At 58.7% G+C, this 13,960-nt stretch carries 16 protein-coding genes and 1 pseudogene; 6 read left to right on the top strand and 11 right to left on the bottom strand.

Features of this window, described 5'->3' with window-relative positions; genetic code table 11:
- Both IVA82_RS40025 and IVA82_RS40020 read left to right on the top strand, forming a co-directional pair.
- Nucleotides 1-189, top strand: a 189-nt coding sequence (locus IVA82_RS40025; RefSeq protein WP_247382611.1) for a hypothetical protein, incomplete at its 5' end; no start/stop codon positions are given.
- A 16-nt stretch (nucleotides 190-205) separates the two neighbouring features.
- A complete protein-coding gene (locus tag IVA82_RS40020) occupies nucleotides 206-628 on the top strand; it encodes a hypothetical protein (RefSeq protein WP_247382610.1) in 423 nt (140 codons plus the stop codon).
- 514 nt (nucleotides 629-1,142) lie between these two features.
- Here the strand turns inward: IVA82_RS40020 and IVA82_RS40010 are convergent.
- The 3 genes from IVA82_RS40010 to IVA82_RS40000 all read right to left on the bottom strand — a co-directional run bounded on the left by IVA82_RS40010 (nucleotide 1,143) and on the right by IVA82_RS40000 (nucleotide 2,480).
- Nucleotides 1,143-1,343, bottom strand: coding sequence for a hypothetical protein (locus tag IVA82_RS40010; RefSeq protein ID WP_247382608.1), 201 nt, complete (start codon nucleotides 1,341-1,343; stop codon nucleotides 1,143-1,145).
- A 608-nt stretch (nucleotides 1,344-1,951) separates the two neighbouring features.
- Nucleotides 1,952-2,155, bottom strand: a complete 204-nt coding sequence (locus tag IVA82_RS40005; protein WP_247382607.1) for a CsbD family protein — start codon at nucleotides 2,153-2,155, stop codon at nucleotides 1,952-1,954.
- 121 nt (nucleotides 2,156-2,276) lie between these two features.
- A complete protein-coding gene (locus IVA82_RS40000; RefSeq protein ID WP_247382606.1) occupies nucleotides 2,277-2,480 on the bottom strand; it encodes a hypothetical protein in 204 nt (67 codons plus the stop codon).
- A 381-nt stretch (nucleotides 2,481-2,861) separates the two neighbouring features.
- Between IVA82_RS40000 and IVA82_RS39995 the strand changes: the two genes are divergently transcribed.
- The gene (locus IVA82_RS39995; RefSeq protein WP_247382605.1) at nucleotides 2,862-3,128 is read left to right on the top strand and encodes a hypothetical protein; all 267 of its coding nucleotides are present in this window, start codon (nucleotides 2,862-2,864) and stop codon (nucleotides 3,126-3,128) included.
- Nucleotides 3,129-3,178: 50 nt separating this feature from the next.
- Here the strand turns inward: IVA82_RS39995 and IVA82_RS39990 are convergent, their stop codons facing one another.
- Nucleotides 3,179-3,355, bottom strand: a complete 177-nt coding sequence (locus IVA82_RS39990) for a hypothetical protein (protein ID WP_247382604.1) — start codon at nucleotides 3,353-3,355, stop codon at nucleotides 3,179-3,181.
- Between the two features lie 1,159 nt (nucleotides 3,356-4,514).
- Here IVA82_RS39990 and IVA82_RS39985 point away from each other — a divergent pair.
- Together IVA82_RS39985 and IVA82_RS39980 are read left to right on the top strand one after the other, a co-directional pair.
- Nucleotides 4,515-4,835, top strand: coding sequence for an H-NS histone family protein (locus tag IVA82_RS39985; RefSeq protein WP_346658682.1), 321 nt, complete (start codon nucleotides 4,515-4,517; stop codon nucleotides 4,833-4,835).
- Nucleotides 4,836-5,568: 733 nt separating this feature from the next.
- The gene (locus tag IVA82_RS39980; protein ID WP_247382602.1) at nucleotides 5,569-5,781 is read left to right on the top strand and encodes a hypothetical protein; all 213 of its coding nucleotides are present in this window, start codon (nucleotides 5,569-5,571) and stop codon (nucleotides 5,779-5,781) included.
- A 605-nt stretch (nucleotides 5,782-6,386) separates the two neighbouring features.
- Here the strand turns inward: IVA82_RS39980 and IVA82_RS39975 are convergent.
- The 7 genes and pseudogenes from IVA82_RS39975 to IVA82_RS39950 form a co-directional block, all read right to left on the bottom strand.
- Nucleotides 6,387-6,557 (bottom strand): annotated as a pseudogene (locus IVA82_RS39975) (SOS response-associated peptidase); the annotation flags it as partial.
- Nucleotides 6,558-6,593: 36 nt separating this feature from the next.
- Nucleotides 6,594-6,797: a hypothetical protein gene (locus IVA82_RS39970; RefSeq protein WP_247382601.1), complete on the bottom strand. Its 204-nt coding sequence runs from the start codon at nucleotides 6,795-6,797 to the stop codon at nucleotides 6,594-6,596.
- A gap of 191 nt (nucleotides 6,798-6,988) precedes the next feature.
- Complete coding sequence (locus IVA82_RS48680; protein WP_256469795.1) at nucleotides 6,989-7,114, bottom strand: hypothetical protein; 126 nt, start codon at nucleotides 7,112-7,114, stop codon at nucleotides 6,989-6,991.
- A gap of 622 nt (nucleotides 7,115-7,736) precedes the next feature.
- On the bottom strand, nucleotides 7,737-8,048 hold the full coding sequence (locus IVA82_RS39965) for a PilZ domain-containing protein (RefSeq protein ID WP_247382600.1): 312 nt from the start codon (nucleotides 8,046-8,048) through the stop codon (nucleotides 7,737-7,739).
- Between the two features lie 30 nt (nucleotides 8,049-8,078).
- Nucleotides 8,079-8,306: a hypothetical protein gene (locus IVA82_RS39960; RefSeq protein WP_247382599.1), complete on the bottom strand. Its 228-nt coding sequence runs from the start codon at nucleotides 8,304-8,306 to the stop codon at nucleotides 8,079-8,081.
- A 2,532-nt stretch (nucleotides 8,307-10,838) separates the two neighbouring features.
- Nucleotides 10,839-11,684, bottom strand: coding sequence for an S-formylglutathione hydrolase (gene fghA, locus IVA82_RS39955; RefSeq protein ID WP_247382598.1), 846 nt, complete (start codon nucleotides 11,682-11,684; stop codon nucleotides 10,839-10,841).
- An 87-nt stretch (nucleotides 11,685-11,771) separates the two neighbouring features.
- Nucleotides 11,772-12,392, bottom strand: a complete 621-nt coding sequence (locus IVA82_RS39950; protein WP_247382597.1) for a response regulator transcription factor — start codon at nucleotides 12,390-12,392, stop codon at nucleotides 11,772-11,774.
- 196 nt (nucleotides 12,393-12,588) lie between these two features.
- On the opposite strand from IVA82_RS39950, the gene IVA82_RS39945 reads away from it, so the two are divergent.
- Nucleotides 12,589-13,947, top strand: coding sequence for a histidine kinase (locus tag IVA82_RS39945; RefSeq protein ID WP_247382596.1), 1,359 nt, complete (start codon nucleotides 12,589-12,591; stop codon nucleotides 13,945-13,947).
- The last annotated feature ends 13 nt before the right edge of the window (nucleotides 13,948-13,960 follow it).

Genomic DNA, 13,960 nt, shown 5'->3' with positions numbered 1-13,960 from the left:
GGCATGACCGTGAACCCGAACCCGGTCCGTGGTTACGAGGGCTTGTGCTGGGGTGTCGGACATACCGAGGCGTTCGCGGAGGGTCGCGGGGATGCCTCCGACGTTCGGAAAGCCATTGCTCCGCTGATGCCCAACGCTGGCGAGGATCACGGCTCGGTCGCTGATGTCTTTGCCAGCGTATATATATAATGTGTGCATCGAGCTGATGGCCGGCCGGGCTGCCGAAGCAATGCTGCTGAGCGATCGCGATCCTGAGCCGCCGGCCGATGATCTGCGGCAGGCGCGTGAGCTGGCCCTGCTGTTCTGCAAGAGCAAGGAAGCGATCGAAACGTTCATCGCGCATTGCGATGTCGCTGCCCGTGATTTGTTGTTGCCCTATGGCGATGTTGTGATCGTGCTGTCAACCGTGCTGCGGATCAGGCGGACGTTGGACGGCGCCGAGATCGATCGGATCATTTTGGATGTCGAGACGCGCAAGGCGTTGGCGGCTGAGCACCGGCGGCGGGCAGACTGGCGCAAGGCCGAGGTGGAGGCCGAGCGCTTTCGGGCGGAATGCGAGCCTCTCGATGCCGCGGCCTTGTCACCGTCTGCACCAGATCGATCCGATGCGGTAATCGGCGACATCTAGATCGGAAGGCGCGGCGGACGTACCCGGCCTGATGATCTTGATCGGCCCCGGCGTGCAATATCGCCGGGGCCTTATTCATGGTCCCAATGAACGGATTACGAACGCAGAGGGGTCCATCTAAGAACCAACATACCGAGTTCCGAGTTTACACAAGCGGGCAGGTTCGTAGAGATGGGTTATGCGTTATGAAGCGGATGCGGTTTATACGAAAAGCCTCGTTAAAGGCTCGGCTTGACCTAGAAGCTCAACAGCTACGTGATGAAGCGCGGTCATGCCCGCCAGGACACAAACGAGACAGTCTGCTTAGGAAGGCCCGGCAGAACGAAATCACGTCTCAGATAACCGAGTGGCTGACCCTGCCAAGATGGCAACCACCCAAGTAAGGCCACTTCAGAATCGTCAAATGGATTAGTGATTGGTGCCGATGCCTGTCGTTTTTGCGCTGGCGCTCTTTGAGAGATCGACGCGGCTTTTGCGGCCCGCTGCCGCAATTGCCGGCGCGGTCAGCGCTAGTTCAGCCTTCCTCCGTTAGCCGGGCGACAGGTTGACGGTTCACGCGGTCGAGTACGTGGATCAGCTCATCTCTGTCCAGAACGGCATGCAGGCGCTCCACCGTCTGTGCCGCATCGAATGAGTTGGAAATCACACACTCTCTGATGATACGCCGGGCATCCTGCACAGCTCGGAATAGCGCTTCCAAGTCAGGATTGTTCATCGCCTACTCCAGTAAAAGTAATTGTGAGTAAAAGTAATTGCGTGCTGGGGACGCATGTTCCTGCGGCAGATCACGACATTAGTAGAATTGCCAGTTCGGAAAAAAATCGAAACCTTCGATATGATCGCGAGTTGCAACCGGAATTTCAGGGCACGGGAGCGACAATGGATGATGAGATGCTTCCGACGGTCGCGGCTAATAGAGCGTGGACGTTGTACCTAGCGGTGCACGATGATGTTGATCCACGGGACGCACGTCGCTGCACGCTCGAACGATATCTACGGCAACGATGGCAAGCTGGGGAATGCAACGCGGAAGAGCTGACATGCCTAGGCTTGGCTCATCTCGCGCGCGTTCCGGGCGACACTTGGTAAATACGATGGGGGAGCTGAGAAATTTCGTCAGGCGGCTTGTAACTAGCAGTGCGCGACCTGACGTGGTTCTTGCGGCAATTGCCGGCCTTGTCTCTGGAATGGTCGTTCTGGCTCTGCGGTTTGTTTTCGGAGCATGTCCCTGACGTGGCGTGATCGGACAGCTCCTAGTCGGTTCTCAATCGTCGAACGACGCGAGAAAAAAAGCCCGCGCGGGGACCGGCGGGCTTTGAGGGTCTACCACTTCTGACGACCAAACCAATCGTTGAGTTCTTTTTTGGCTTGATCCTTTTGGTAGCCGTAGCGCTGCTGGAGCTTTCCTTCAAGCTGGTCTTGCTTTCCGTCAATGGCGTCTAAGTCATCGTCCGTCAGCTTGCCCCATTGCTCCTTCACTTTGCCCTTTACCTGCTTCCAGTTCCCTTCGATGCGGTTCCAATCCATAGCGTCCTCCTCCGGTTGGAGGACAATGCAACGCGGCAGCACGAGCGGAGTTCGAACGGGGAGCCGATTATGTGCGCACCGCATAGGACGACCTCGTGCGCCGAACCGAAAATCAAAATAGCTAAGCACCCGGCGGAACGTCAGGAGCGATCCCGGAATGGCTGTCGCCAAGAGCCCGCTCAACCTCCGACGCGAGCACGGTCAAGTGCTCAGCAAGTTTCGCGAACAGCTCCCGCTTTTTCGGGTCCGTCGCCAGATCACGAATGAGGGCACATTCGGCGGCGTCGGTGCGGAGCTTCTCCAGCCGGACTTGCATGTCCTTCATCGGCAGCCTCGCTGTTCCCTTGCCGGAACATTACAAATACCTGCCTCCGACCACAAGTGAACACGGCGATCATCTGATCGGGATTAGCGTGCCGGGGCATGGCGGACGTCCCCATCCGCCGGCCCATCGGACCGCCGGCCCCCGTCCTCACCCTCCGCCGCAAGGGGCCGGCTGGCCCGAGGCGGCTTTGCGCAACATCAAAGCGAGATCGGCTACTCCCGATAGGCTGGACGTGTAGCCGAACAACCTCTGTCAGGCTGCTGAGGTTATGAGACCCGGGCTCCTAGGTACACCGGGCCTCGCCTTGATTGCTTATTCTGCGTCCCGCCATGGCTGACTGCTGCCAAGGTCTCACCATGTCGAGGCGACGGGAGTCTCAACATGTCCGCCAAAGATTACGCCGACGACCTCAGCGCGACCGTGCGCTATGCACTAGAGACAACTCGTGCAATCGCGGTCTGTCCCTTTCACTCCGAAGTGAGCATCCGAGTGGGTGACGATGCGGCTGAAAGCCATGCCTTCGAACGCGCCAAGAGGATCGTCAGGAGCGATGGTGCGAATTGGGAGCCGAAGGCTCTTATGGATGAGATTGGTCGGCAGCTAAGCGAAGCGGCAGATGGTGAATGCCCCCGCTGCGCGTCGCAATGAAGCGATGCAACAGTGCAGTGCGCTCAGGCTTGCGCACGAGATCAGCCGCTCTAGTGCGGCTCGCGATTATCGGCTATCTCGCGCGCCGCCAGATTTAACTCCAGCTCTCTGAGGTGTTCGATCAACTGCTCTACGATCTCCTCGCAATCGGATGGCGTCAGTGAATGCACGCCGCGCGATGTCAGTTGGTTCTGGAGGATCGTCGCCATCATGGCTTTAACGCTCATGGGGCCTCCGGCTGAGAAATTCGATCGTCCTGAAATTCAATCTGAAGTAGACGCCCAAGATCGATGATGCGCAACGTCCGTAGGACTACGGACAGCGGGTGGACCGCAGCGCACAATTAGATGATGGTTTCCTTCTTCCGCGCGCTTGGTCTGGCGCTACTTCTTGACCAGTATTCCCATCGTTCGCGCCATTCGCCTCACTGATCCGGCGTGGCGGCCTAGTTCGGCGGCAATCTTCGATGCGCCGACGCCTGCCGGGCGAGCTTGACCAATCGCTCGATCTCCCACTCGGCCCATTGCTTTGGCTTCGGTGTCTTCATGGTACGGCACTCAACCTGCCGCCCTGCCTACCAGGGAGCCTAGTTGCCGACACTTAGCGGTAGCGCAGTCGCTCCGATGTGAAGCCAAACCGAAAATCGATACGCAGCAAGCGCGCCATCAACTGCCTGATTAGCTGTCAGAAAACCATTAAAATCGTTCTAGTTCATAATCATAATGACTCTGACGCAAAACCAAAAATTAAGGTGGGAAAAAACACGGGAGGTTGGAATGGAAACCGTACAGCGCTTGCGCGCGATGGCGTGCAGTGCCGACAGAGCGCCGCGTATCATCCAGACAAAAGCTGGAAGCTGCTCGCTGAGGCCGACTATTGGGAGCATTTGGCGGCTGCTGCGCTCTCAGAGCAGCTGAAGGACTCCGCCGCTGCGAATGACTTAGCTGCTGCTTAGTCGCAATTCGTCTCGGTTCGAATTTCATCGGGGGGCTACCAGCATGAGTATTCGCAGTCGCACTTACAATTTTTCTCTTCTCCACGAACGGCATCAGACGCTTGCTCTTCAGCTTACAGAAGTGCGGATGCTTCGAGCGCGCTTACGGCTGGCGGAAGCAAGGACTATCGTCAGAAGACGTCTTGCCGCCAAATCGCGGCTGAAATCCACCATCTGGCATTAACGGAACATTGGCCTCATCGAGCTGCCCTCGGAGCTTCAGCCCGATATAGAGGGGAGGGCTGCGCGACTTGCCTCTTCGATGCGACTTGCCTCTTCGATGCGGCCGTATGGCGCGCGTTATCCCTGATGTGCTGTGGCCCAATTTGGAACTCCGAAACGCCGGCTTAATTGTATTAATTGGTAACTAGTCGTGATGGCCGGAGGCCCTCATGGCAAGCAATGACCTTGAACTAATGTCTGTAACTGAGCTGTGGGATCTCCATGAACAGGTCCTTCGGAAACTACGTAAGAAGATAGCGGCAAAACAGGCCAAACTCGATGAACGGCTGCGTAGAATTGGAGTGGCCAGTGAGCGCCATCCCTATCGCCCGGTTCGTCGCAAGTATCAGAACCCGAACGATCCCCGACAGACTTGGTCCGGTCGAGGCAGATGTCCCAGTTGGCTTACGGCCGAGCTTCAATCAGGCAAAAGGCTGGACGATTTTCTGGTCGATCGAACACGTATGCAGCTGCATCGCCGAAGCGGGTAAATTCGGTGCTCGGTCCAGATGCTGTGAACGCAAACGTGGCCGTTACCGGCCTGGCGTTGGTCGGCTCGTCGCATCACGACCTTAAGCCATCATCCGGCAACGGCCGTGGCAGCGCCTTCGCCTCGTCCCCGGCACGTGCATCCAAACTTCGCGCCGGTTAAGGAATTTATTACCGGTCACTGTCACCATTTACATATAGGTCGCACTAATGCGGCAGCACATTCTGAAAACAGTCTAATACTTCGATACGCCCGGTTGGCGGTCTCTTGCAGGAGGGACCGAATGTTTAAGGGCTTCACGGTGGCAGTTGTGGCGCTGATTAGTACAGCGCAACTGGATCAATACCTAACCAACGGTCGGTACACCGACGCGGCCATGGCTATGTTGCGGCAAATCAGGCATGCGTTTGGGTTTTGAGATGTCCCTCAGGGATAACTTTGAGGCGCGTGATGGAAGGCATCGCATGGGCTGATCTCGATGCGAATGAGCAACGCGCCATTGCGATATTGGGAGCTGGACTTTCTATCGAGCTGTGTGACCCCGGTTGCTCTCCTGACCTTACGGCGGCTCGGTCTGATCGTAGGCTCCCATTTGACGGCTGCCGCACACGGTCTGCGGAGGGGCGTCGTTTTAGGCGAACTCGGGGCGCGTGATCGCGTGACGTAACCTTATTGGCGCGCGCCAATCCTAGCGTGGTCAGGAGAGCTATGAATGAGGCTCGGGGGTATGGAAGATGTCAGGAGCTATTGGGCTGATCGTGGAGGGTTACGTTTCGCTCAAGGACCAGAAGGCTCTCGATGAGCTTCGGATGCAGCGCTGGAAACTTATCGCAGACCTGAACGAGTGTACCGGGATCGACTGCACGAGTACTATCCAGCGGATCGAGGAAGACATCGTCGTGATTGAGGCTGGGCTCGCGCGTTTGAACATGCGGGATCGGCAATGACGGAGCGGGACAAGGGGTTTCCTGCATCCAGGTTCTTGGTTCGCCAGGGGTCCAAGGGCTGGATGGTTTACGATCGGCAACGTAGGGGACCAGTAGTGGTTGGGACCAGTCTGGCGGTCAATTTGACCAACGAACAAGCCGAGCGCATAGAGCAGACGCTCATCGATAAGCGCGAACGTGGGATCATCGTCGATTAGGACAGCGTCCAGCCTCACTCTATTACGGCGTTGGGTGGATTGTGTGCAACGTGATAGGGGGCTTAATGACATACTGTATAGTCGTCAGAGCATCTGGACGAGAGCTAGATCGCTTGCGGACACATGCTGCGCATATTGCGCGCGATCAGAAATCAGATTGGTGGGTGGAGACAACTGAGAAAGGAAAAACATTTTGCTTTGAACACGCAAACGCGAGGGCCTCATTCAGGGCGGACTGCGAAAGAGACAGTATTCAGTTCAGCGAAGTCTAATCGGCGCTAAGAGATTGAGAGGCCAACTATCGAAAGCAGCTCCCGAAGTGCTCTCGGTCGTCAGGCGAGACGCTCGAAATCCACGCCACGCGCGTTCGGGCATCGATCTAGCACGTCGGCCGGTTAGCTGCGTGCCGGGCGGTGGCGGCATGCCCCAGCGCATCAGCGTCATCTCGGTCCCGGCTTGCGTGTTGCGGATCACGGGGACTGGATAATCGGGGAAGACGTCGGGCATCGGCTGCAAGTTCCCAAACGTGCGGTTGACGACGCGGAAGAGCGCGAGGATGGCAGCGTGGTTGGGTGTGATGCTGTAGAGCTCGCATGGAGAACACCGGCCGCCGACCTACTCGACCATTCGCTCCTTGGTGGGCCGCAGGCTGCGGAGGTAATAGCCCCGTGCCTGAACGGCTGATTTGATTTCGTCGCTGACCTTGAGGACTCGTTTTCTGCTCTTACGCCACTTAAGTGCAGAGTAAAGCACGGGCACGCCAGAGCCTGTAGTTAGAACGAGCAAGTCGCGCTTGCCATTGCGATAGACATCAAACACGGTCCGCCCCTGTCTAATTATATAGAACTAAGAATGAAATATGTTTGGTCGTCTCAATCGATGAGCTTAGTACCTCGAATGGCTGTGCGGGTTGTAAATCTGCAACGCCCGAGACTTTTTTGCTTCACCGCGTTCCGAAATTGGAACGAACTGATCCAAGCCCGGACCATCGCCAAATTGAGCGCTGACAGCTACTTCAGCGATGCGGTGAACGGTACGAGACAGCGGTTCTGAAACACGCCGGGCATCGGCGGCAGGTTGCCGACGTTGCGGTTGAGGGCGCGGATGGCTTCATGGTGATGCTGTAGAGGCTGCACATGGTTTGACCAATGGGATCGGGCACTTGCGGTCGGTCGAGTTGAAGAGCCTTACCGAATTTCCGCCACCTGCGTGGGCAATTCCGCAGATGTTCGAAATCCCCCGCTGTCATCACTGCGAAGACGAGTTCGCCCCAGAAGAGCTAACCATCCTTCCGCCACCGCACGGGAGGGCGAGCTGATCCGGTGCATTGAGATCGTGTTCCGTCGAACTATCGCGAAGCTACCGCGCGGCGACAATTGATGCCCCAGCGCATCAGTGTCATCTCGGTCGCCGGCTTCTGTGTTGCGGATCACGGGCGCGGGATAGTCTGGGAAGACGCCGGGCATGGGCGGCAGGTTGCCGATGTAGCGGCTGACGACGCGGAAGAGCGCGAGGATTACACCCAGAACGATCCTCGCTCTTCCGGGGGCTCATTCAGCCATATCAGAGCCTCTCGCGGTTCTAGAAACAAGACGCGCTCTTCCGTGATTAATGTTGGCTCACCGCTGGAAAGATAAAGGATGAAGCCCCTGCGATGGTCGTGCAGTAGTGCCTCTCTGGCGAAGCTTTCTGAGAGAGATTGAGTATCGATGAACGGAACAGTTCGAGAGGAAATAAGCTGCACTTGAGGGGCTCGTCTTACTGTGAACGAACGAGACGTCTTTCTGCGTTCGTCTTGCCCTTGGCGGTAACAAAATGAACGCCGACCTGAGGGCCATCAACCCAGATCAGCTCGCACCGCCGGAATGCCAGACCAGTGGAGGATAGCACCAGGAAAAATTCCTGTGCTTTCAGAGGGTCGGTTGAGCCCTCGACCTCAAGTTTGGCACCGCTTTCAGAGGCATCGAGAAGAATACAGCTTCGCCGCCATGTTCCATCTACACCCATGATGCCGACAGTATGCTTGTGTTCAAACCGAACACGGTTTGCCGTTCGATTATTTCCCATCATCTGCAATCCCCAATTCCAAATCACTTTCTTCTAAAGTAAATGCGCTGCCTCCCTGCGCGCGGTTTCAATGCGCATATCGATCGTGGCAGACTGCGCCAGTAACGTCGCTCTCGTCGCTTCATTCAAATTGGTCTGTCCGATGATCAACCGGATGCAAACATTCGCGAGTTCAAGAAGAAAGATGGCCTGACGGGCGTCATCCGTCGTTTGAATGTCTAGAGCTTGAACTTGCGACAACAGAGCGGCGACGTTCGCCAATGTAAGGCAGTCTCTGGCACGAGGGACTTGTCTCAGATTTCCCTTTGTAAGGCCGCTGAAATTTTAGCACTGACGACATTGTCGCAAATCTCATTTGCGCGTCGGCCGTTATGACGTTGCTTCGTCGAAAGTGATCAAAAAAAGCGATGAAGAAAATGCAGCTACACGCGAGACAGCGATCGGACAGGCCAACTTTGACTAGGCTTGCAGTGACAATCACGGCTGCACCGATCTGCAAGTGGAGTGCCCGTGTTCAAATGTCACGCCGAAGTAGTTAACAAACCTTTATACGGTTGCGCACAGTCGGTATTGCGGTATCCAAGTTGTATAAAAACGTCATCGAAATTCGGCAAGGATTGGCTTGCGGGGCGATCCGGGAAGACGTTGGGGCGTCGGCGGCAGGTTGCCAACGTAGCGGCTGGCCACGCGGAAGAGTGCGAGGATGGCGGCTTGATTGGTGGTGATACTGTAGATGCTTGCACATAATGGCAGCGTTACTGCTGATCCTTCGGAATGGCCCCGCCTGCCGCGTCCGGGACCGACGTCGGACTCGACTCTTCGGCTGGCCTACCTGTTCTTAGCTCCGGCGCCGCCGTGCATTCGCCCGCCCAGAGCTTCGTTCCCTTGACCGTTCCGACGAGCTTGCAGCCAACAGGCGCCCTCGGCTTCGCTTGAACGAGCGGCTTCGCGCCAACGGTCGGTCCCTTGGTCCCTTTGCCGGTGTCGCGCCTTGAGCGAGCGCGATCGTGGGAATGAACAACATAGCGAAGCAAAGCGCTGATCTCATAAAGCGGCTCCAGTTCTTCAAGACAAAAATCAGATTACTGATTTGTTGGCGCGCGCCAGATCCTCCAGTGCGTCGGACAAATTAAAACCGGCTCATGGGCCCAAGCATTGTACCAAACCCCCAATTTTCGGCGGCATGGAAAGCTCAGTGGCATAATGCCGGTCTTATCAAGTTCGCCAACTTCCAAGTCGCAATCTTCCGGCGCGAGTTGGATCGGTAGCCACCGCACAGCCCGACACGACATCCCTTAAAGCCTAGAGGGCATCTGTAACTATTGCCGCCACCCGCCCATGGAAGATACCGATCTGTCTGAACGCATCCTGCCGCTCTGATCCCTCGGGAAGCCGTTGCGCGGCCTCCCATAAGCTCGTTAGCAACCGCACTAAGTCTTTCATTTCATCGGCCTCGGACATTCCAACTGTGCGTCGGGTCAACGTTGAGTCCTCATGCTAGGAACGGAAAAATATCGGGTGAGCCGCGACATGATAGCGCGGCGAGTAAGGGAAGAGAGTAACGCAAAATGGCAGTATCGATGCATTTGCCGCGCGGAAGTAGTGGCGCAGCAAAAGGTGCTCTTCTCCACGCACTTTGCGTAGCATCGATCTTCATCTTTCACTCATGTTGAATACGAGGATCAGCCAGCTCTGGCGGCATCCCTGTGTCATGGCAACATGGTGTTGGTCCAAACACTAACCAAAAGTCAGACTATATTTTCCGGTGCAAGCCGGAGGAAATGAGAGAAGCAACCAGCCTGATTTTCGTTTCGGCTTTCAGATCTCTTTCGAAACGCAACCATTCCGTGAAGGCTGCCACATAACATGATCCTGTCTCAGGCGTAGCGTTCTGTTCTGGTATGGGGATCGAGGCTATGCAACGCGGCAAGGCGATCATGGCGTTGGGTGAGCGGCTGCTCAAGTTCGCTGAGGAGACTCGCCGCGCCGCGCGATTGTTGCCCCCCGGAGAAGGACGTGAGACCCTGCTAAGAAAGGCGCGTCAGGCTGAGGCGACCGCGAATGTTGAGAAATGGCTTTCGTCACCAGGGTTAAGACCGCCGGCCTAGCTCGCTGCGAATGCGGGACGATTTCTAGAGGAATTGTGAAAGTGAAATTGCGGGGGCGCGTCAGGTGAAATTTACAAACACTTCGGACTGGGGTCTCTTGGCTCTTTACGAGAGCGTGCGCCGTGAAGTCAGCGCGGACCTGCGAAATGACGTGCGCTATCGTTTCATAGGTGAGAACGCCAAGCAGTACGCGGAGAAACTGCGAGAGGAACTGGTTCGTCGGCAGCTACCGTTTACTCCGATAGATTGGCCACAGACAGTGCTAAGCGTTTCTTCGTCGTCAGCACAACGGCGACGAGCTTATTTTGTATTGAACTGATGGGACCGGCAGATGAGCGACAAGGCTTCGCTTCCGTCCAGATTTTTGGTTCGTCAGGGGTCTAAGGGTTGGATGGTCTACGATCGGCAGCGAAGGGGGCCGGCAATGGTCGGGACCAGGCCAGCGGTCAATCTAACGAAAGAACAAGCCGACCACATCGAGCGGAAGCTCATGGCGGAGGGGAAGGCAAGCGTTGAGTTGCGCCCAGGCGCTAGGTGATAATGCGCGAATTGTCAGGCGAGGGTGGGACGATGGTCACTAAGCGAGCTTACTTGGGACGCTACAGGGACACCAATACCACAGCCTGTTGATTTCTATGGCAAATTACGGCGCATCATTCTCCCACAAGGGAGAAGGAAGAAGCGATCACCCCTTCAACCGCTCCGCATGCCAGTGCAGATGGTCGCTCATGAAGGTCGAGATGAAATAATAGCTGTGGTCGTAGCCCGCCTGGCGCCGCAGCGTCAGCGGGATGCCGGCTTTGGTGCAGGCGGCTTCCAGCAGTTCGGGGCGAAGCTGCTCCTTCAGGAAATTGTCGGCCTCGCCGACGTCGACCAGGAAGCCTGAGAACTTCGCGCCGTCCTCGATCAGCGCCACCGTATCATGCGTGCGCCAGCTCTCCTTGTTGGGCCCGAGATAACCGGTCAGCGCCTTGATGCCCCAGGGCACCTGTGATGGCGCCACGATCGGCGCGAACGCGCTGGCCGCGCGATACCGGTGCGGATTGCGCAGCGCCACCGTCAGCGCACCGTGGCCGCCCATCGAATGGCCCATCACCGATTGGCGCCTGGCATCGACCGGAAAACTCTCCGCCACCAGCTTCGGCAATTCGTCAGTGACGTAGCTCCACATGCGGTAGTTGCGCGAAAACGGCTCCTGCGTCGCATCGACATAAAAGCCGGCCCCCAGGCCGAAATCATAGGCGTTGTTGGCATCGCCGGGCACGTCGGGCCCGCGCGGGCTGGTGTCGGGTGCGACGAAGATCAGGCCAAGTTCGGCGCAAGCGCGGCGGAATTCGCCCTTCTCGGTGACGTTGGCATGCGTACAGGTGAGCCCGGAGAGATACCAGACCACGGGCAGCCTGGCGCCCTGCGCATGCGGCGGAACATAGACCGAGAACACCATGTCGGTTCCGGTCGCCTGGCTCGCATGGCGATACACGCCCTGCACGCCGCCATAGGATGTATTGGTCGAGACAGTCTGGATCGTCATGCCTTGGGCTCCATGGCATCTAACCACATCAACATTGCAACGCTTGTGTGACCGAATTTGTGCGGGTGCGCAAAGCTTGGTGTAAGGTCAGGCAACGCCGCTGTCGATCGCCAGCCGCACCAGCTCGACCGAGGTCTTGACCCCGAGCTTCTGGCGCATGAGCGAGGAGGTGTTGGCGACCGTCTTGTAGGACGATTGCACCAGCCACGCGATCTCGGACAGGCTCTTCCCCGCGCTGAGCAGCCGCAGGATCTCCATCTCGCGCGCGTTCAGCTTCGATAGCGGGTTTTGTGCCAGTGTCGGTCCGGCGAAGGCGATGCTGCGGGCGATCGCGCTCGGCAGATAAGTGCCGCCGCTGCCGACGGTGCGGATCGCCTCGACGAGATCGTCGGGATCGCCGGTCTTGGAGACGTAACCCTTGGCCCCGCATTCGATGGCGCGCGCGGCGAAAGCGGGGTCGTCGTTCATGCTGAACATGATGATGCGGGCCTCGGGCGCGCGATCGAGGATGCGCCGCGCCAGCTCGAAGCCGGAAACGGTCGGCAGGTTGATGTCGATCACGCAGAGGTCGGGTCGCTCGACGATGAAGACGCATTCGCCATCCTCGGCGTCGGCGGCCTCGAGGATCTCGATCTCGCCTTCGTCGGCCAGCACGGCGCGGCAGCCGGAGGCGACGATGGGATGGTCGTCGACGATCAGAATGCGCATAGGCGTTCCCCGCAACAACATCCCGGCCTGTTTCGCGCCGCATGATGCCGGACGAGACCGATGCGCGGATATCGTGTCTCATGTCGGGCCATGCAACCCGGCCGGGATTGCTGTACGCTTTTGATTAGATATCGAGCGCTTCGGGTCTGTCAACGCTATCGCAAAGACTCGAGCACGCGGAGCACGGGCAATACCAATGTGGCAAAATCTATCCTTGCGCGGGCGCATCAACCTGCTGCTGGCGCTGCTGCTGGCGCTGGGGCTCGCCGTCAACATCGGCCGCCAGGTCGCGGAGGCAGGACCACGTGTGCAGGCCGAGGACCAGAGCGTGATCCGGCTCGCGCGCGAGTTCATTGAGATGATCGTTGCCGATCTCAACGAGGCGCCCGATCCCGACGCCAGATTGAACCAGATCGCGCGCGATCTCAGCCGTCTGCGCCATGTCAGCATCGCGCTCAGGGACGGCGCCGGGACCCCGCTGACGCCGCCGCGGGCCGAGGCCGACGACGAGACGCGCGGGCCGCCGCCCTGGTTCGTCAGCCTGGTTCATCCCGAGCAGACCGCGGTCAGCGTGCCCGTCTCGATCCACGGCAAGCCTGGCTCGCTCGTCATCACCTCGCACCCCAATGACGAGATCGCCGAGATCTGGGACGGCATCGTGAGCCAGCTCGAGGTCGGCTCGGTGATCGCGCTCGCGCTGTTCCTGGTGATGATGACGGTGGTCGGCCGCGCGCTCGGGCCGCTCCAGTCGTTGGCGCAAGTGATGGCCGAGCTCGAAAGCGGACGCTATGAGGCCCGGGCCGTGCCGGGCGGCGCACCCGAACTTTCAGCGATCTGCACCAGACTCAATCATCTGGCGGCGACGCTGGGGGAGGCGATCGAGGACAAGCGGCGCCTTGCCGAGCGTAACGTGTCGCTCCAGGACGTCGAGCGCAAGGAGATCGCCCGCGAGCTGCACGACGAGTTCGGGCCGTATCTGTTCTCGCTGCGCGCGCATGCCAGCGCGCTGGCCAAGCAGGCGGACGGGCGCGTCCCGAGTGTGGAGGCCGTGCGAAAACACGGCAGCGCCATGCTGGAGCAGATCAACGCGCTGCAGCAGTTCAACCGCCGCGTGCTGGAGCGGCTGCGGCCGGTCGGCCTCGCCGAGCTCGGCCTGCGCCAGGCGCTGGAATCGCTGTCGCGGCTGTGGCGCGAGTCGCATCCCGATGTCGCGATCGAAACGTCGATCTCGCCCGCGCTCGGGACAACCGGGGAAACGGCAGATCTCACCATCTACCGCACCGTGCAGGAAGCGCTCACCAACGTGTTCCGCCATGCCGGCGCGACCTCGGTCAACGTCGTGATCGAGCCGGTGGAGCAGCCGGGGCGCGACGGCCGCGGCTGCGCCCTGGTGCGGGTCAGCGATAATGGCCGCGGCATGGACCCGGGCCAGACGCTCGGCTTCGGCCTCGTCGGCATGCGCGAGCGGATTCTGGCGCTGGGCGGCACGCTCAGCGTCGCCTCCAGCGAGGGCGGGTTGACCGTGGAAGCCCTGGTTCCGACGGCATCGGCCTGACCCGCGCGGACGG

The organism is Bradyrhizobium sp. 142 (genome assembly GCF_023074015.1).
GTDB lineage: Bacteria > Pseudomonadota > Alphaproteobacteria > Rhizobiales > Xanthobacteraceae > Bradyrhizobium.
Note: the sequence above shows the minus strand (reverse complement) of the source record. Positions and strands in the feature narration are given on the sequence as shown.